Annotated in this window: 18 protein-coding genes; 11 read left to right on the forward strand and 7 right to left on the reverse strand. The window is 68.3% G+C overall.

Translation table 11 applies throughout. The features are described from left to right. From PGN37_RS00555 to PGN37_RS00565, 3 genes are read left to right on the forward strand one after another with little or no spacing between them, the layout of a single operon-like run. Window positions 1–600 (forward strand): cysteine hydrolase family protein, encoded by a 600-nt coding sequence (locus tag PGN37_RS00555; RefSeq protein WP_335329075.1) that lies wholly within the window; start codon window positions 1–3, stop codon window positions 598–600. A gap of 10 nt (window positions 601–610) precedes the next feature. Further along, window positions 611–1,087: an Rrf2 family transcriptional regulator gene (locus PGN37_RS00560; protein ID WP_335329076.1), complete on the forward strand. Its 477-nt coding sequence runs from the start codon at window positions 611–613 to the stop codon at window positions 1,085–1,087. A gap of 14 nt (window positions 1,088–1,101) precedes the next feature. Continuing rightward, window positions 1,102–2,127, forward strand: coding sequence for a nitronate monooxygenase (locus PGN37_RS00565; RefSeq protein ID WP_335329077.1), 1,026 nt, complete (start codon window positions 1,102–1,104; stop codon window positions 2,125–2,127). Window positions 2,128–2,249: 122 nt separating this feature from the next. Here PGN37_RS00565 and PGN37_RS00570 read toward each other — a convergent pair whose 3' ends face one another. The 3 genes from PGN37_RS00570 to PGN37_RS00580 are packed head-to-tail and all read right to left on the reverse strand — an operon-like array spanning window position 2,250 to window position 5,090. Beyond that, window positions 2,250–3,122, reverse strand: coding sequence for a DUF4097 family beta strand repeat-containing protein (locus PGN37_RS00570; protein WP_335329078.1), 873 nt, complete (start codon window positions 3,120–3,122; stop codon window positions 2,250–2,252). 22 nt (window positions 3,123–3,144) lie between these two features. After that, window positions 3,145–3,789: a response regulator transcription factor gene (locus tag PGN37_RS00575; protein ID WP_335329079.1), complete on the reverse strand. Its 645-nt coding sequence runs from the start codon at window positions 3,787–3,789 to the stop codon at window positions 3,145–3,147. Then, window positions 3,777–5,090, reverse strand: a complete 1,314-nt coding sequence (locus PGN37_RS00580; RefSeq protein ID WP_442932804.1) for a sensor histidine kinase — start codon at window positions 5,088–5,090, stop codon at window positions 3,777–3,779. The genes PGN37_RS00575 and PGN37_RS00580 overlap by 13 nt, the downstream gene beginning before the upstream one ends. Window positions 5,091–5,227: 137 nt before the next feature. Here PGN37_RS00580 and PGN37_RS00585 point away from each other — a divergent pair, with 137 nt between their 5' ends. Genes PGN37_RS00585 through PGN37_RS00595 form a run of 3 tightly spaced genes read left to right on the forward strand, consistent with a single transcriptional unit; the run spans window position 5,228 to window position 7,540 of the window. Next, window positions 5,228–5,950 (forward strand): FadR/GntR family transcriptional regulator, encoded by a 723-nt coding sequence (locus PGN37_RS00585; RefSeq protein ID WP_335329080.1) that lies wholly within the window; start codon window positions 5,228–5,230, stop codon window positions 5,948–5,950. Next, a complete protein-coding gene (locus PGN37_RS00590; RefSeq protein ID WP_335329081.1) occupies window positions 5,947–6,615 on the forward strand; it encodes a sterol desaturase family protein in 669 nt (222 codons plus the stop codon). Before PGN37_RS00585 ends, PGN37_RS00590 begins: the two co-directional genes overlap by 4 nt. Window positions 6,616–6,658: 43 nt before the next feature. Beyond that, window positions 6,659–7,540 carry an LLM class flavin-dependent oxidoreductase gene (locus PGN37_RS00595; protein WP_335329213.1) on the forward strand — a complete coding sequence of 294 codons (882 nt, stop codon included), beginning with the start codon at window positions 6,659–6,661 and terminating at the stop codon, window positions 7,538–7,540. Here PGN37_RS00595 and PGN37_RS00600 read toward each other — a convergent pair. From PGN37_RS00600 to PGN37_RS00610, 3 genes are read right to left on the reverse strand one after another with little or no spacing between them, the layout of a single operon-like run. Further along, entirely contained in the window at window positions 7,533–9,203 is a 1,671-nt protein-coding gene (locus PGN37_RS00600; protein WP_335329082.1) for an NAD-binding protein, read from the reverse strand. The two genes, PGN37_RS00595 and PGN37_RS00600, sit on opposite strands and share 8 nt — an antisense overlap. 38 nt (window positions 9,204–9,241) lie before the next feature. Then, on the reverse strand, window positions 9,242–10,348 hold the full coding sequence (locus tag PGN37_RS00605) for an acyl-CoA dehydrogenase family protein (protein ID WP_335329083.1): 1,107 nt from the start codon (window positions 10,346–10,348) through the stop codon (window positions 9,242–9,244). Window positions 10,349–10,363: 15 nt separating this feature from the next. Then, entirely contained in the window at window positions 10,364–11,524 is a 1,161-nt protein-coding gene (locus PGN37_RS00610; RefSeq protein ID WP_335329214.1) for an acyl-CoA dehydrogenase family protein, read from the reverse strand. A 192-nt stretch (window positions 11,525–11,716) separates the two neighbouring features. On the opposite strand from PGN37_RS00610, the gene PGN37_RS00615 reads away from it, so the two are divergent. The 4 genes from PGN37_RS00615 to PGN37_RS00630 all read left to right on the forward strand — a co-directional run bounded on the left by PGN37_RS00615 (window position 11,717) and on the right by PGN37_RS00630 (window position 14,647). Next, window positions 11,717–11,956, forward strand: a complete 240-nt coding sequence (locus tag PGN37_RS00615) for a hypothetical protein (RefSeq protein WP_335329084.1) — start codon at window positions 11,717–11,719, stop codon at window positions 11,954–11,956. Window positions 11,957–11,988: 32 nt separating this feature from the next. Then, entirely contained in the window at window positions 11,989–12,522 is a 534-nt protein-coding gene (locus PGN37_RS00620; protein ID WP_335329085.1) for a hypothetical protein, read from the forward strand. Between the two features lie 209 nt (window positions 12,523–12,731). Next, the gene (locus tag PGN37_RS00625; RefSeq protein WP_335329215.1) at window positions 12,732–13,808 is read left to right on the forward strand and encodes a DNA adenine methylase; all 1,077 of its coding nucleotides are present in this window, start codon (window positions 12,732–12,734) and stop codon (window positions 13,806–13,808) included. Further along, on the forward strand, window positions 13,808–14,647 hold the full coding sequence (locus tag PGN37_RS00630; RefSeq protein WP_335329086.1) for a hypothetical protein: 840 nt from the start codon (window positions 13,808–13,810) through the stop codon (window positions 14,645–14,647). Before PGN37_RS00625 ends, PGN37_RS00630 begins: the two co-directional genes overlap by 1 nt. Window positions 14,648–14,890: 243 nt before the next feature. Here PGN37_RS00630 and PGN37_RS00635 read toward each other — a convergent pair whose 3' ends face one another. After that, window positions 14,891–15,193 (reverse strand): hypothetical protein, encoded by a 303-nt coding sequence (locus tag PGN37_RS00635; protein ID WP_335329087.1) that lies wholly within the window; start codon window positions 15,191–15,193, stop codon window positions 14,891–14,893. Window positions 15,194–15,255: 62 nt separating this feature from the next. On the opposite strand from PGN37_RS00635, the gene PGN37_RS00640 reads away from it, so the two are divergent. Then, the gene (locus PGN37_RS00640; protein WP_335329088.1) at window positions 15,256–15,759 is read left to right on the forward strand and encodes a J domain-containing protein; all 504 of its coding nucleotides are present in this window, start codon (window positions 15,256–15,258) and stop codon (window positions 15,757–15,759) included. Window positions 15,760–15,773: the final 14 nt, after the last annotated feature.

Genomic DNA, 15,773 nt, shown 5'->3' on the forward strand with positions numbered 1-15,773 from the left:
GTGGCTGAACCCAACACGCTGCGGGCCCTGTCGGGGTTGCCGCTCGAGCCTGCTTCTCTCGGCGAATCGGTGCTGGTACTGATCGACTGCCAGAACACCTACACCGAAGGGGTTTTGGAGCTCGACGGGGTGCAGGCCGCGCTCGACGAGGCGGCGGTGCTCCTGGAGCGTGCGCGTTCGGCGGGCGCTCCCGTCATCCACGTCCAGCACGACGACGGCCCCGGCTCGCTCTACGACATCAATGGGCACACCGGCGCGATCGTCGATCGGGTGGCTCCCCTGGATACCGAACCGGTTGTGGTGAAGAACTACCCGAACTCGTTCGTGCAGACCGAGCTTCAGGACAGGCTCATCTCGCTTGGTAAGCAGAATCTCGTGCTGGCCGGATTCATGACGCACATGTGCGTGAATTCGACGGCGCGCGGTGCGTTCAACCTCGGCTATGCGCCGACGGTCGTTGCCACGGCGACGGCGACCCGCGCCTTGCCCGGGATCGGATCAGAGTCCGTGTCCGCAGCCGCGATCCAGGCTGCGAGCCTGGCCGGGATCGCCGACCTGTTCGCGGTCGTCGTGCCCGCCGCCGCCGACATCCCCGGGTAGGCCTGCGCGCATGCGGATGTCGGCGAAGGCGGAGTATGCCATCCGGGCGATGGTCGAGCTCGCCACTGCCGACGAGGGCGCACTGGTCAAGACCGAGGACTTGGCCAAGGCGCAGGGCATTCCCTCGCAGTTCCTGGTCGACATCCTGTCCGATCTGCGCACCGACCGATTGGTGCGCAGTCACCGTGGCCGCGACGGTGGATACGAACTCGCCCGGTGCGCCACCGATATCAGCATCGCCGATGTGCTGCGCAGCATTGACGGGCCGCTTGCCAGTGTTCGTGACATCGGGCTCGGCGACCTGCCCTACAGCGGACCCACCGCAGCGCTGACCGATGTGTGGCGGGCGTTGCGCGCGAGCATGCGTTCGGTCCTCGAGACCACCAGCCTGGCCGACGTGGCCGCCGGGGCACTGCCGGCTCACGTGCGCGGCCTGGCCGACGATTACCGCGCGCAGGAAGAGCAGCGCGGGCGTGCCGTGACCTGACCGGAGGAGCACTGATGGTCTTCGATTTTCGTGATCTCACCGCACCGGTGTCGATCGCCCCGATGGCGGGTGGACCGTCGACACCCGAGCTCGCCGCGGCAGGCACCAACGCCGGCGGACTCGGGTTCGTCGCGGCCGGCTACCTGAGCGCCGATGCGTTCGCCGACCGGCTCGGTGCGGCGATGCGCGCGGCGTCCGGGCCCATCGGCGCGAACCTGTTCGTGCCCGGTCCCGATACCGGCAGTGCCGATGCCCTCGAGCGGTACACCGCGCAGCTGGCACCCGATGCCGAGCGGTTCGGCGTCCCGGTGGGTGCGCCCCGCATCGACGACGACGCGTGGCAGGGCAAGCTCGACGTGCTCCTCGACCTGCGGCCGGCGTTGGCGTCCTTCACCTTCGGGTTGCCGAGCGCCGACGAGATCACCCGCCTGCGCAGCGCCGGCATCACCGTCGCGGGCACGGTCACCACGGTGGCCGAGGCCCGGGAAGCAGCGGACCGCGGCGTCGACGTCCTGGTGGCCCAGGGACCCGCCGCGGGCGGGCATCGCGGGACCTTCGATGCGCAGGCGCGCCCGGCCGAGCAGCCGCTCGACGAGCTGCTGGCCGAGATCGTCACCGCCCTCGACCTTCCCGTGGTCGCGGCGGGCGGCCTGATGACGGCCGCGGACGTCGCGCGGGTCCGGCGCCTCGGGGCGGTCGCCGCGCAATTGGGCACGGCGTTCCTGCTGGCCGACGAAGCCGGGAGCACGCCGGTGCACAGGGCCGCGCTGGTGAGTCCTGAGTTCACCGAAGCTGTTGTCACGAAGGCATTCTCGGGGCGCTTCGCGCGGGGTCTGCGCAACCGCTTCGTCGACGACCACGACGAGCAGGCGCCGCTGGCGTACCCACAGGTGCACTATCTGACGAGTCCGCTGCGGGCGGCCGCGGTGCGGGCCGGCGATCCGCACGGCGCCAACATCTGGGCCGGCACCGGATTCCGCCTCGCCGAGCCCGCACCCGTCGCCGCGATCATCGAGAAGCTGACGGGCCCAACGGACTAGCCGCGACCCACTGACGGGATCGGCCCACCCCCAGCGACAGTGTCGGCGGATGATGAGGTGTGCTCATCAAGCGCCGACACTGTCGCTGAGTGTGGGCAGCATGAGGACGTACCCCGCAGCGGCTAGCGCAGCTGGTCGACGGTGACGTCGCCGGTCTCGGACCGCACGCTCACGGTGGACGCGGCCCCGCGGGGATCACGGGTCTGCGGTACGCGCACCACGGTGGAGCCCCAGGATTGGCCCGTCGTCGCGTCGACCACGTACGGTCCGGGCGGCGGCAGAGCAACCGTCACGTCGCCGTTCTCGGTCGTGGCGGCGAGCGTCTTCGGTGCGGCGGAGAACTCGACGTCGATGTCGCCGGACTGGGTGGTGGCCCGGAAAGTGTCCGACACCGACATCGCGGCGCGGGTGTCGATGTCCCCGTTCTGCGCGGTGATGTCGACGTCGCGCGCGGCGCCGCCCAGGACGACCCCGCCGTCGCGGGTGCGGGCCACCAGCCGGTCGATGTCGGCTTCGAGCATCACCACACCGGTGTCCTGCTGGGTGGTCACCGTCGTGCGGCGGGCCTGATCCGGGGGCAGCACCACCGTGATCTGCGATGCGCGGCCCCAGTTCAGCAGCGCGGACGGCTCGGCATCGATCGTCACCCGAGCCGACGTACCGTCGGCGGCGACGGAGAGCGGATCCGAGCCTGCACGAACGGAATTGACCATCCGCATGTCGACGCGCGGGGTCGTCGCCTCCCGATCGGAGCTGATGCGTACGACGACGGGGACGGAGCCGGTGTCGATGGTCACCGAGCGCAGCGTGGCGGGCAGCGCGGCGCTGTCGGCGACGATCCGGAACGAGCTGACGCCCCAGGCGGTGACGCCCAGTGACGCCACCGTCCCGACGACGAGGACCGCCGCGGCGACGATCAGGAGGGAGCGGATCGCCGTGCGGCCTCCGGGAGACACGGCAGGTGGCGGCGCGGGCGGGGTGGCGAGTGTGGTCATGACGGAGAGTCCTTTCACGCGTTCAGGATTCGAGGTAACGCAGGACGGCGAGCACGCGCCGGTTGCCACTGTCGTCGGGAGCCAGGCCGAGCTTGGCGAAGATGGAGGCGATGTGCTTCTCGGCCGAACCGACCGACATGTGCAGCGCCGTGGCGATCGCCGAGTTGGTCTTGCCCTCGGCCATCAGCTGAAGGACTTCGTGTTCGCGCGGGGTCAGCGCGTCCAGGGTGTTGCGGCGGTGTGAGCGAACGAGTATCTGCGACACCACTTCCGGATCGAGCACGGTGCCTCCGGACCCGACGACGGCCACTGCGTCGAGGAAGGCCGGGACGTCGGCCACCCTGTCCTTGAGCAGATAGCCGAAGCCGCGGGTGTCCGAGGCGATCAGCTCGGCGGCGTATCGCTCCTCCACGTAGTGCGAGAGGACCAGCACCGGCGATTCCGGGTTCTGGCTGCGCAGAAGCGCTGCGGCACGGATGCCTTCGTCGGTGAAGGTGGGCGGCATCCGGACGTCGAGGATCGCGAGATCCGGCCGGGTGTCGTTCACCAGTCGCAGCAGGTTCGTGGCGTCGGGTACCCCGGCCACTACGTCGTGCCCGGCGTCGGTGAGGATGCGTTCGATACCTGCCCGCAGCAACGCGGAGTCCTCGGCGATCACGATGCGCATGGCAGCACCGCGGTGATGATGGTCGGACCGGTGACCGGGCTGGACACCGTGAACGTGCCGCGCGCGGCGCGCACCCGCTCGTCGAGGCCGCGCAGTCCGGTGGCGTTCTCGTCGCCGGTGATCTGCGCACCGCCCCGGCCGTCGTCGAACACCGTGACGTGGAGCTGCTGGGCGGTCTCCTCGAGGCGGACCGTGACGGCGGCCTGGCCGGCGCCCGCGTGCCGGGTGACGTTGGTCAGAGCCTCGGCGACGACGAAGTACGCGCAGGCCTCGACCTCGTCGGGCAGCCGACGGGGCAGGTGCACGCTCAGCGTGGTCGGCACCCCGGAGGTCGTCGCGCGTTGCACCACCGCGGACAGGGCCGCGTCGAGACCGCGGTCGGCCAGGATCGTCGGCGCGATCCCGCGCACGACGTTGCGCAGCTCGACGAGGGCGTTTTTCGCCTCGTCGTGGGCTTCGGCGATCAGCGATCTGGCGGCGGGCAGGTCGGTGTCGAGTTTCGTCTGGGCGAGTCCGATCGTCATGGCCAGGGACACCAGGCGTGGTTGCACGCCATCGTGGAGGTCGCGTTCGATGCGGTGGCGTTCGGTCTGGGCCGAGGTGACCGCGCCCTGCCGCGCATCGGCCAGGGCGCTGACCTGGTATTGCAGGTGGGCAGTCGGCGACGGGGTCAGCAGCCAGCGGTCGATCATGGCGTCGAGGGCCGGGGCGTAGACCAGGAGCACGCCCGCCGCCGCGAGTGCCACCACCGCGAGCAGCAGCGCCACCGGTGTCGGCAGGAACGACAGACCGGCCTCGGCGTCACTGTTGCCGATCGCGATCGCGGCGGCCGGTGCGAGGAACGCGAACACCAGCAGCGCAGCTGCGAGGCCGGTGGCCAGGATGTCGTAGGTCATGCGCAGGTAGTGGTGGGCCACCGCCTTCCAGAACCGGGCGCTGCCCAGGTCCAGCAGAATCTGGTGGGCCCAGCGCTGGAACCCGGTGTGCGGGGAGAGCCGGCGCGGCGGGACGCCGATGCCCATCCCGAACACCGCCTCGCTGCGCACCCGTTCGACCCGCTCGACTCCGCGCATCAGGTAGGTGAACACCACGGCGGCGAGCACGAAGCCGATCACGCTCGGGATAGATGAGACGCCGATGATCAACAGCGTCAACGGAATCCAGAACCAGACGGTGGCGATCGCGGCGCCGGTGATCATCGACGCCGTGGGCACCACGCCGATGGTTGCGGTGCGCGGAGCCGGTGGTGGGGTGGCGATGTCGGGTGCCGGCTCGATCATCGCGGCAGCTGGTGCGGTCATGTCCACCAACCTAGGGATCACGACGCGGCGGCGGGACGGCGTTTTCCCGCCAGTCCCGTGGGGGATAACCCCCGATTCGCGTCAAATATTGGTCTGACCACTTGACCGCCTGGCCGATGGTGGGGCATGGTGGGGGCATGGCGCTGCGCCCCGTGAACCGTCGTTCGGTACCTGAAGACGTCTTCGACCAGATCGTCGCCGACGTGCTCAGCGGCGAGATGCAACCCGGTGAGGCACTGCCCAGCGAGCGTCGGCTCGCCGAGGTGCTCGGCGTGTCGCGTCCGGCGATCCGAGAGGCGCTCAAGCGCCTGGCCGCCGCCGGTCTCGTCGAGGTGCGGCAGGGTGACGCCACGACTGTGCGGGACTTCCGGCGCACCGCGGGGCTCGATCTGCTTCCGACGTTGCTCATCCGCGGCGGGAATCTGGACCTCGACGTCGTGCGCAGCATCCTCGAGACACGGCTGCACAACGGGCCCAAGGTCGCCGAACTCGCCGCCCAGCGCGGCGGCAAGCAGGCCGGCGAGATCCTCGACCAGACTCTGGCCGCCCTGGCCGATGAGTCCGATCCCATTGCGGCGCAACGGTATGCGCTCGACTTCTGGGATCACGTCGTCGACTGCGCCGACTCGATCGCGTTCCGGCTGATCTTCAACACACTGCGCGCCACCTACGAACCCGTCCTACCCGCCCTGGCTGCCGTCATGGCAACCGAGGTCGAGCGCATCGACGACTACCGAGCCCTGGCCGGCGCCGTGACCGCCGGAGATCCCGAGGCGGCCGCGACTCACGCCCGTCACCTGCTCGAACCGGCGACCACCGCCCTGCTCACCGCCCTGGCCCACCTGGAGGAGAAGCAATGACCAGCGCACCCACGCGACCCACCCGCAAGCAGTTCACCCTTGGTGACGCCGCACGCGAATTCCTGCGACACCCGTCCCCATGGTTGATCGGCACGACACTCGCCGTCGCGGTCACCGCGCGCCTCCGGCTCGGCGAGTGGAGCTGGGCTGACGCCGTCGTGCCCGTCGTGATGCTCGCCGTGTTCCCCTTCTTCGAATGGGTTGTGCACGTGTGCATCCTGCACTGGAAGCCCCGCCGCGTCGCCGGTCTGCGCATCGATTCCCTGCTGGCACGCAAGCACCGGGAACACCACGTCGATCCGCGCGACGTCGCGTTGATCTTCATCCCGTGGCCCGCGCTGCTGTGGGTGTTGCCCGTGTCGGTGGCAATCGCGCTACTGGCCTTTCCGAGCACGGCCTCGGGCCTGACGTTCCTGACATTCCTGACGGTGCTGGGGTTGTGTTACGAGTGGTGCCACTACCTGGTGCACAGCGACTACAAGCCGAAAACCGCCGTGTTCCGGGCGGTGTGGCGCAACCACCGCCAGCACCACTTCAAGAACGAGCACTACTGGTTCACCGTCACCAGCGCCGGCACCGCCGACCGGGTTCTGGGCACCTACGCTGACCCCGCGAGCGTCGAGACCTCACCGACCGCCAAGAACCTGCACGGCCAGCCCGCCTAGATCGTGACACCCGGCATGCCAGAATCGCGACGTGCGTATCGGGATGACGATGCCGGTGATGGAAGCCGACCTGGACAGTGCCACGCTGCGGGCATGGGCGCGACTGGTCGACGACGGGCCGTTCTCCTCGCTGTGCTGGGGTGAGCGGATCGCGTTCGACAACCCCGAGAGCCTGACCCTGCTCGGAGCGCTGGCCGCGTGGACGGAGCGGGTACGGCTGGTGACCACGGTGGTGATCCCGCAGCTGCACGACCCCGTCATGCTGGCCAAGGCGCTGGCGACCGGCGATCTGCTCTGCGACGGCCGGTTGACGGTAGGGATCGGGGTCGGGGGACGGCACGAGGACTACCGCGCCGTCGGCGCGGACCCGGCGACCCAGACGATGCGCCAGCTCGCCGACCGCGTCGCCGTCATGCAGCGGGTGTGGGCGGGGGAGAACATCACCAACGCCACCCTGCCGGTCGGGCCACCGCCCGTGCAGGCCGGCGGACCCGAATTGCTGGTCGGCACAACGGGTCCGAAGACACTGCGCAGTGCCGCGGGCTGGGCCGCCGGTCTGGCGGGCATCAGTCTGGATCTGGACACCGCCGCGCAGAACGAGCTGTTCGACGTCGCGCGCGTTGCGTGGCGGGAGGCCGGCAAGCCGGCACCTCACCTGGCCACCTCGTTCTGGTTCGCGATCGGCGAGGGAACCGCTCCGCGCGAGCAGGTGCATCACCACCTGCGGCGCTACATGAACTGGATCCCGGCGGACATCGTCGACGCGATGGCCCCGACGACGGGCTGGGCCGGCACCCAAGACGAACTCCGCAGTGTGCTGGGAGGATTCGCCGACATCGGTACCGACGAGATCCATCTGATCCCGACCAGCACTGATGTGGATCAGTTGCGCCAGGTGGCTGAGGTGGCGTCGGACTTCAGCTGAGGGCCGGCGAGTCGACGCCGGTTCGTCCGCGCCCCTTGCTCAGCGTGGCCAGCAGTTCCCGGTAGGGGCCGACCAGGTAGGCGGTGTCGCCCGCGCGCAGTTGCGACTCCCGTCGGGGATGCAGTTCGCGCGCCCCGTCGACGCCGACGATCGCGATCACGCGGGTCTGAGTCGAGAGCTCCGCCATCCGGATGCCGTCGAGTTCACTTCCGGGGTCCACGCGGACCCCGCCGACCATGAACGACGCCTGGCCGACCGAGAACGTGCCGAAGACGGTGAGGCCCAGTGCCGCTCCGATGAACCAGGGCGCCGCCAACTCGACGGTCGACAGCACGGTGTCGAAGCCGAATCGGTGCGCCACCGCGGCGCCGAGCGCGCGATCGAAGACCCGCAGGACCACCGGCACCGCGGTGCGGTCCTTGAGGTGTTCGCGGGTGACGATGGCCGTCTCGATGTTCACCACATCCGCGTCGGTGAGAACCGCCACGGCCCTGGCCTCGTCGATGCGCGCCGCTTCCAGGGTCGAGGGCAGTGTGGCGTCGCCGAAGATCACCGGGATGCCCCGGTCGGCGGCAGCGGACAGGTAGCGGTTCTCGTCGTTGAGTTCGATCACCGCGACGTCGTGGCCGGCGGCCTTGAGATCGGTGGCCACCCGAATGCCGAACGACCCCAGGCCCACGACGATCATGTGGCTCTGCAGTTCGCGCACCTTGCGGCGGCCCGCCGAGTACGCCAGGCGCCGGGACAGCAGCAGGTCGGCGACGAACGCCATCAGCACCGCGGTGGTGGTGATACCGGCGAACATCAACACGATGCTGAACAGGCGCAGCCACGTCGGTTGATCACTGAAGCTGAAATCGCCGTAACCCACGGTGGCGATGGTCTCGGTGGAGAAGTACAGCGCATCGACGAAGCTCATCCCCGGCTTGTTGTAGGAGAACCAGAGCAGGATCGTCGATCCGACGAGCAGGCTCATCGACACCGAGAGCGCGCGATAGAAGTTGGGGTTGACGTCCTCACGAAAAGCACGCGCCGCGTTCGCTATTCGGGTCATCGGGGAACGCCTCGGGTGGGCTCGGGCGGTGGTGTCCGGTTCGTCGAGTTCGCCTGCGGTACCGATCATGGCGACCCAGTCGCCCTCCTCGACGTGCAGATCGCGTCCCGGGCACGCCGTCACAGCCCCCGGTGTCGGACGTCGGTCCCCGTGGACGACGGCCACGGGCGCGAGGTCTCCGTAGATCTCGCGCAGCGTACCTGCGCGGGGCATGGCCTCGCCGGACACCACGAAGCGCAAATCGCCGGCCGCGATCGAGTGTGTGGTGCGGGCAAGGCATCGCTCCACCACCGAGGGGGCGGCGAGATCGGCCACGTCGAGCACCGCACCCGGACCGTTGCCGGCGGCCATCGCCTCCCGCAGCACGGTGTTGGCGAGGCGCGCCACGACCCGCACCGTGGGGCTCAAACGGCGTGCCAGCAGGGCGATTTCGAGATTGTCCGCATCGTCAGGTCCCGCGCACACGACGGCGGCGGCGGTTGCGACGCCGGCCGCGGTGAGCTGATCTGGTCGATCGATCACCGTCACCGTGGTACCGGCGCCACGCAACTCCTCGGCGATGCGCATCGCCAGTGCGTCGCCACCGCTGACGATGGTGTGGCCGATCATTGCAGCAGGCTACGCAATACAGCGCTGACCTGCAGGAGTTAGACGGTGACGACCTCGTACTCGCCGAGCTGGCCCACCAGCGTGTGCAGGTGGTCCTGCGCCGAACCGAGCGTCTGCTCGATGGCGGTGAGCCGGGCGGCGTAGTGGCCCACCGGATACTCCGCGGTGACGCCGATGCCGCCGTGCAGCTGGATCGCTTCCTGGGCGATGTGGCGACCCGACCGGCCGATCTGCACCTTGGCGCGTGCGGCGATCGTCGGACTGGTGTCGCCGTCGGTGATCGACATGGCCGCGTACAGCGCCATGCTGCGGGCGAGCTCGAGCGAGACGTACATGTCTGCCGCACGCTGGGTCAGTGTCTGGAACTTGCTGAGCGTGACACCGAATTGCTTGCGCTGAGTGAGGTATTCGGTGGTCAACCGCAACGCCTCTTCCATCGCCCCGAGGGCCTCGGAGCACAAACCTGACGAGAACCGCACCAGGGCGCGCTCGACCGCGGCGGACGCGTCGACCGCGTCGCCGAGCGGCTCCGCTGCGACACCGTCGAGATCGATCTCGGCGCCACGCTGGCCGTCGAAGGTCTTGTAGGGCTTGCGCGACACCGCGCCGGCGTCGACCAGGAACAGCCCGGTGCCACCGTCAGGCAGAGCCGCCGTCACCACCAGGGTGTCGGCGCAATCACCGGCCAGCACCGGATTCTTGGTGCCACTGACGGTCCAGCCGTCCCCGGCGCGCGCAGCGGTGGTGGAGACCGTCGCGGTGGGCCGGCGCATGCCGGGCTCGCTGTGGGCGAACGCCAACAGCCGCTCGCCGGCGGCGACCTCGTCGAGCAGCGCGCGCTGCTCGGCGCTGCCGACCTCCGCGATCACCGCACCCGGGCCGAGGGCTGCGTGCAGCAGCGGTTCGGGAGCCAGCCGGCGGCCGGCTTCGACGAGCACCGCGTGGATCTCGAGCTGACCGCCCGCGTCCTCGTCGAAACCGAGTCCGAGCACGCCGGTTTCGGCGAGCTGACCCCACACGTCGCGGCTCCAGCCTTGGTCGGTGTCGAGGACCTTGAGGCGGCTCTCGACATCGTAAGCGCGCGTAAGCATCTCGCGGGTGGTGTCACGCAGCAGGGTCTGTTCTTCGCTGAACTGGAAGTCCATGAGTTCGCCTTGTCTCTACAGTCCGAGGATGGTCGACGAGATGATGGTGCGCTGCACTTCGTTGCTGCCGCCGTAGATCGAGGTCTTGCGGTAGTTGAGGTAGCGCGGTGCACTGTGCTGCGCCCACTCCGGGGACGCGATGTCGGTGTCACTCCCGAAGGGCAGGATGTCGGACCCCGCCACCTCCATCAGCAGTTCGGTGGCGACCTGTTGCAGTTGGCTGCCCCGCAGCTTCAGTACCGACGACGCCGGGTTGGGCTTGCCGCCTTTGGAGCCCGAGGCGACCCGCATCTGCGTCAATTCCAGTGCGAGCACGTCGTTCTCGGCCTCGGCCAAGCGGGCGGCGAACAGCGGGTCCTCGAACAGGCCGCTGGCTTTCGCGCGCTCCTTGACCTCCGCGAGGCGCACCTTCGTCCGGGCGACCTGGGCGATGCCTGTGCGCTCGTTGCCGAGCAGGAACTTCGCATACGACCAGCCCTGGTTCTCCTCGCCGACGAGGTTCTCGACGGGCACCCGGACGTCTTCGAAGAAGACCTCGTTCACCTCGACGCTGCCGTCGATAAGCTTGATCGGCCGCATCGTGATGCCGGGGGTGTCGAGGTCGATCAGCAGGAACGAGATGCCCGCCTGCTTCTTCGGCGCGTTCGGATCGGTGCGCACCAGGCAGAAGATCCAGTCGGCGTACTGGCCCAGCGTGGTCCACGTCTTCTGGCCGTTGACCACGTAGCTGTCGCCGTCGCGCAGCGCCGTCGTGCGCAGCGAGGCCAGGTCAGACCCCGCTTCTGGCTCGGAAAAGCCCTGGCACCACCAGATGTCGAGGGCGGCCGTCGGCGGCAGGAACCGCTCCTTGACCGCCTGCGAGCCGAACTCGGCGATCACCGGACCGACCATCTTGGCATTGAAGTTCAGTGGCTCCGGCACACATGCCAGCTGCATCTCGTCCAACCAGATCTGGTGCTGGGTGGGCGTCCAGTCCTTGCCGCCCCATTCGACCGGCCAGCTGGGCACGGCGAGGCCGTTGTCGTTGAGGATCCTGTGGGTGGTGACGATGTCCTCTTTGGTGATCTCCGCGCCGGCGCGGCTGCGTTCCCGGATCTCGGCGGGGATCTCCGTCCGGTAGAAGGTGCGAAGCTCGTCGCGGAACGAGGCTTCCTCGGGTGTCAGTGCCAGCTGCATGGCGGCCTCCTGCTCCATCGGTGGACTCCCTGCAGACTAACCACTTGGTTGGCAGCCCCCTCGCGCAGTGGGGCCATGTCATTTATGCCGTCATTTCTGCGGTCATCTCTGCGCGCGTTTTATTGCTTGCGACGTCAAATGGACGCGTAATCTCTGCAGGTGTTCGCAACTCGTCTGAAGAGGGGATTAGGCATGCGCAGACTCGCGAGGACAGTCGGGGCCTCGGCCTTGATCGTCGGCTCACTACTGGGGGCGCCGACCGCCACCGCGGCACAGCTCACCAACCCCGCTCCCGCCCCGGCTCCTGTGCCGGTCCCCGAGCGTCCGACAGTGCAGCTGCTCGATTGCTACGGGTCCACCGGCTGGATGGGTTGCGGCCCCGGCTGGACGTGGCGCGACGGCTGGCGCGGATTCGCGTGCTACGTCTGCTGACCCAACGACCCTCGAACACTGCGGAGAAACAGATGAAACTTCCAGCCATCTCCCTCGGGGGACTGGCCGCTGCGGCGGCCGTGCTCACCATCGGACTCGGAACAGCCGCTGCCGCACCGAATTACGGCACCCTGCCCGTCGACCCGAACGTTTCCACCGACTCCACGGCCTACGTGGCCGTGCCGCCCGTCCTCGACCCCGGCGGTCAACAGGGCGTGGAGCAGGTGTTCAACCACCGCGACGGCACCCGCGGCATCACGACCAAGATCCTGGTGCTGTCGTCGCCGCAGGCGGCCACGGATGCGATGAACGCCTGGCGCGACGGCCTCGGCAGCGTGGTCGTCAACCCGCAACCCGGGCCCGTCGACGTCGCTCCCGGCGCGATGTGGACGACCGGATTGTCGCCGAACGGATCACAGTCGGTCGGCGTGCTGATGTTCACGCGAGGCAACGCCGCGGTCGACGTGGAGTTCGACGGTCCGGTCAATGATCCGGTGCCCGCCGACCTCGCGACGCAGTACGGCAAGGACCAGGTGGCCTCGCTGGATCGCCAGCTGGGTTCCTGACCGCACGACGCATATCGTGCGCCGAATGCACGCATTCTGACGTGGTCACCCATGTGCTACGTCAATAAGCGGACACTCGGCGGCAGTTCACGAGGCACGTGATTGTCGGAGGCCGCCTCTAGGGTGACCGGCACTGTGATGAATGAACCGATCGACCTCAGCGCGTGAGCGAACATGCGCCGGTGAGCGTGCCGGAGAAGCGGGCTGATGTGTGGGAATCTGTGTCCGTGGCGCGCGCATCCAACCTGACGTCCTCGGACGTCGTCGCCAAGGCGCAGCGCTTCCCTCGACTGCGCTACATGGGGTCGAAGTATCGGCTCCTGCCGCACCTGGAACGGGTCTTCGCCGAGATCGGCGGGGAGACCGCCGTCGACGCTTTCTCTGGCTCCGGGGTGGTCTCCTATCTGCTCAAGGTGCAGGGCTTCGCAGTCACGTCGAACGACTTCCTCAACTTCCCGGCCGTCATCGCCGCGGCCACGGTGCAGAACTCCTCGGTCAGACTCGACCAGGATCTGATCGACACGATCTGCGGGCCGCCGGCCGATGACCGCGACTTCATCCAGAGCACCTTCGACGGCCTCTACTTCACGCCCGAGGACCGCCGGTTCCTCGATTCGGCGTGGTCGCACATCGACACGTTGACAGGACACCGCCGCAATCTGGCGATCTCCGCGCTGCTCCTGTCTGCGGCGCGCAAGCAGCCCCGCGGAGTGTTCACGTTCACCGACGGCACCAAGTACGCCGACGGGCGTCGCGACCTCAAGTTGTCGCTGCGCGAACACTTCCGTGAACGGGCGCTCGACTACAACGCGACCGTGTTCAGCAACGGAGTCCGCAGCCGGGCCCGCCGCGGCGACGTCTTCGAGATCCCGGACAACACACCGGATCTGGTGTATCTCGATCCGCCGTATGCCCCTCCTAGTGACGACAACGACTACATCAAGCGCTACCACTTTCTCGAGGGTCTGTCCGTCTACTGGCGTGACATGACGATCATGGAGAACACCAAGACCAAGAAGCTGGAGAAGCGGTTCACGCCGTTCGCCTACAAGCGCACGATCGAAGACGCGCTCCTGCGGTCGTTCGAGCATTTCGCCGACGCGGGCGCGATCGTGCTGTCCTACTCGTCGAATGCGATCCCCGGGGCGTCGCGCATTCAAGACCTGCTGGGCAAGGTCAAGCCGTCGGTCGAGGTGATCGCGATCGACCACAAATACAGCTTCGGCACCCATGTGGCGGCCGCCCGGCGAGACGTGAGTGAGTATCTGTTCATCGGGCGCGACTGATGAGTGGTGCTCTCCCCTTCGACGACTATGTCGCCTCGCTGGGCCGGCTGACCGCGATCGTCGACCCAACGGCGTCCACGCCCGAAGCCGAACTGATCAATGAGGCCGTGGCCAGCCTGGAAGACCTGCCCGACATCGACGCAGCGTCTCTGGCCTGGTGGGCGCGGCACAATCCGCAGTTGGTGCACGTGTTGGGCCTGACCGTCGGGCTCGGGCAGGAGAAGCTCAAGGCTGCGGTCACCACCGAGTTCGGCACGGCGGGATTTGTCACGCTCGCGCGGAAACGGCCGTCGGAGCTCGTCGCGATGCTGGACGAGCAGTTCGATCTGGTGCGGCTGCTGCGCACCCAGCGCAACCGGACCTACACCCTCGCCGATGTGTTGATCGCGCGGGCAGGACCGCGCGCGACCGCGTCAGGAGGACAGGCGTCGGGCCGCCGGATCGAGGACGAGATCTCGGCGATAGCAGTCGATCTGGGTCTGCCGCACACGCAGCGTTCGCGGTTCACGGGGCGCCAGGGGCGCACGGCGCCGGCCGATCTGATAGTGCCCGACGCCGACAACGCGTCGATCGTCGTCGCCGCGAAGGGCTTCGACTCGACAGGCAGCAAGCTCACCGATGCGGTGCGCGAGATCGAAGAGATGGCCGAGGTGAGGCTCCCGCGCCAGTTCGTGTTCGCGGTGATCGACGGGATCGGCTGGCACCGGCGCAAATCGGACCTGAAGAAGATCCACAGCCTGTGGGCCAACGATCACATCGACGGCATGTACACGCTGGCGAGCCTCGATCAGTTCCGTGCCGATCTGCACGACGCCGCGACGCGACTCGGACTCGGGTAGGTGACGTCGGCGCGGTCCGCGGAGGCCGGGATGACGCCGAAAGCCCTTGCATAGCAATCGGTGATCGCGGTCCACGTCCTGCCGCTGCCGTTGTTGGCTGATGTCATCGTAGGCTCCCCGTCATCGTCGTAACCTGTTGTGGCTCTGCAGATGACGATGCCTTGGTGGAGCCTGCGGGGACATCCGCCGATCGGCTGGAGTGGCGGGGGAGTGCGGTGTCCACCGATCGGTGGACACGCGGGCTTACCGGGGGCCGGAGGATGCGGCGATGGCCCCTCGGATGAACATGGCGAGCGCGCGGGCGGGCAGGCTTGAGTCGAGGGAACCATTGGCAGCTCGTTGGAGCGCCAGTCCGTGGGACAGGGCGATCTGCGAGACGCCGAACTCGTAGGGGCTGAGGTCGGAGCTGATACCCAGGCGATCGAAGTGGCTGGCGATGAGGTCGCCGAGGCGCCGTCGATAGTGTTCGTAGATCTCGACGGTGTCGGTCACTTCCCCCAGCACGAGGCGCCGTATGCGGTGCCGAAGCGATTCGAGCGCAGGCACAGTCTTCAGGCTGACTTCAGCCGTCGCCGGTACCGTCGGTCCCACATGTGAAGGAGCAGCCGATGGGCGAGTTGGTCGGGCGTGGTGGGAACGTGCCCGCGAAAAAGGTGCCGGGCAAGAAGGCTCCTAGCAAGAAGGCGCCGGCGAAGAAAGCTGCGGCGAAGAAAGCTGCGGCGAAGAAGGCGCCGGCCAAGAAAGTGCCGGGCAAGAAAGCGCCGGGCAAGAAGGCCGCGGCGAAGAAGATGCCGGGCAAGAAGGCTGCGGCGAAGAAAGCGCCGGGCAAGAAGGCGCCCGGAAAGAAAGCACCGGGCAAGAAGTCAACCCATGGGTTTGCGGCGTCGCACTCCGAGAACGCGGACGCGCCGCCACGGATGAAAGTGCCAGAACTGCCTGCGCCGCCGAGTGATCCGCTGTCGGTACTCGGGCTCGATGAGGTTCATACCGAGGCTGAACTGAACCGCGCCTGGCGGCGCTATGCATCCCGTCACCACCCCGACCGAGGCGGCGACGCGGTGACGTTCACGCGTGGGCGACTGGCGTACGAGGAGCTGCTTGCTCGGCGGTGAGATCACCAGTACGG

Source organism: Mycobacterium kyogaense (assembly GCF_036946525.1).
Taxonomy (GTDB): domain Bacteria; phylum Actinomycetota; class Actinomycetes; order Mycobacteriales; family Mycobacteriaceae; genus Mycobacterium; species Mycobacterium kyogaense_A.

Excerpts from the sequence above, each read along its gene's own strand:
- PGN37_RS00560 (WP_335329076.1), top strand. The coding sequence starts at position 611 with ATGCGGATGTCGGCGAAGGCGGAGTATGCCATCCGGGCGATGGTCGAG.
- PGN37_RS00565 (WP_335329077.1), top strand. The coding sequence starts at position 1,102 with ATGGTCTTCGATTTTCGTGATCTCACCGCACCGGTGTCGATCGCCCCG.
- PGN37_RS00570 (WP_335329078.1), bottom strand. The coding sequence starts at position 3,122 with ATGACCACACTCGCCACCCCGCCCGCGCCGCCACCTGCCGTGTCTCCC.
- PGN37_RS00575 (WP_335329079.1), bottom strand. The coding sequence starts at position 3,789 with ATGCGCATCGTGATCGCCGAGGACTCCGCGTTGCTGCGGGCAGGTATC.
- PGN37_RS00580 (WP_442932804.1), bottom strand. The coding sequence starts at position 5,090 with ATGACCGCACCAGCTGCCGCGATGATCGAGCCGGCACCCGACATCGCC.
- PGN37_RS00585 (WP_335329080.1), top strand. The coding sequence starts at position 5,228 with ATGGCGCTGCGCCCCGTGAACCGTCGTTCGGTACCTGAAGACGTCTTC.
- PGN37_RS00590 (WP_335329081.1), top strand. The coding sequence starts at position 5,947 with ATGACCAGCGCACCCACGCGACCCACCCGCAAGCAGTTCACCCTTGGT.
- PGN37_RS00595 (WP_335329213.1), top strand. The coding sequence starts at position 6,659 with ATGACGATGCCGGTGATGGAAGCCGACCTGGACAGTGCCACGCTGCGG.
- PGN37_RS00600 (WP_335329082.1), bottom strand. The coding sequence starts at position 9,203 with ATGATCGGCCACACCATCGTCAGCGGTGGCGACGCACTGGCGATGCGC.
- PGN37_RS00605 (WP_335329083.1), bottom strand. The coding sequence starts at position 10,348 with ATGGACTTCCAGTTCAGCGAAGAACAGACCCTGCTGCGTGACACCACC.
- PGN37_RS00610 (WP_335329214.1), bottom strand. The coding sequence starts at position 11,524 with ATGCAGCTGGCACTGACACCCGAGGAAGCCTCGTTCCGCGACGAGCTT.
- PGN37_RS00615 (WP_335329084.1), top strand. The coding sequence starts at position 11,717 with ATGCGCAGACTCGCGAGGACAGTCGGGGCCTCGGCCTTGATCGTCGGC.
- PGN37_RS00620 (WP_335329085.1), top strand. The coding sequence starts at position 11,989 with ATGAAACTTCCAGCCATCTCCCTCGGGGGACTGGCCGCTGCGGCGGCC.
- PGN37_RS00630 (WP_335329086.1), top strand. The coding sequence starts at position 13,808 with ATGAGTGGTGCTCTCCCCTTCGACGACTATGTCGCCTCGCTGGGCCGG.
- PGN37_RS00640 (WP_335329088.1), top strand. The coding sequence starts at position 15,256 with ATGGGCGAGTTGGTCGGGCGTGGTGGGAACGTGCCCGCGAAAAAGGTG.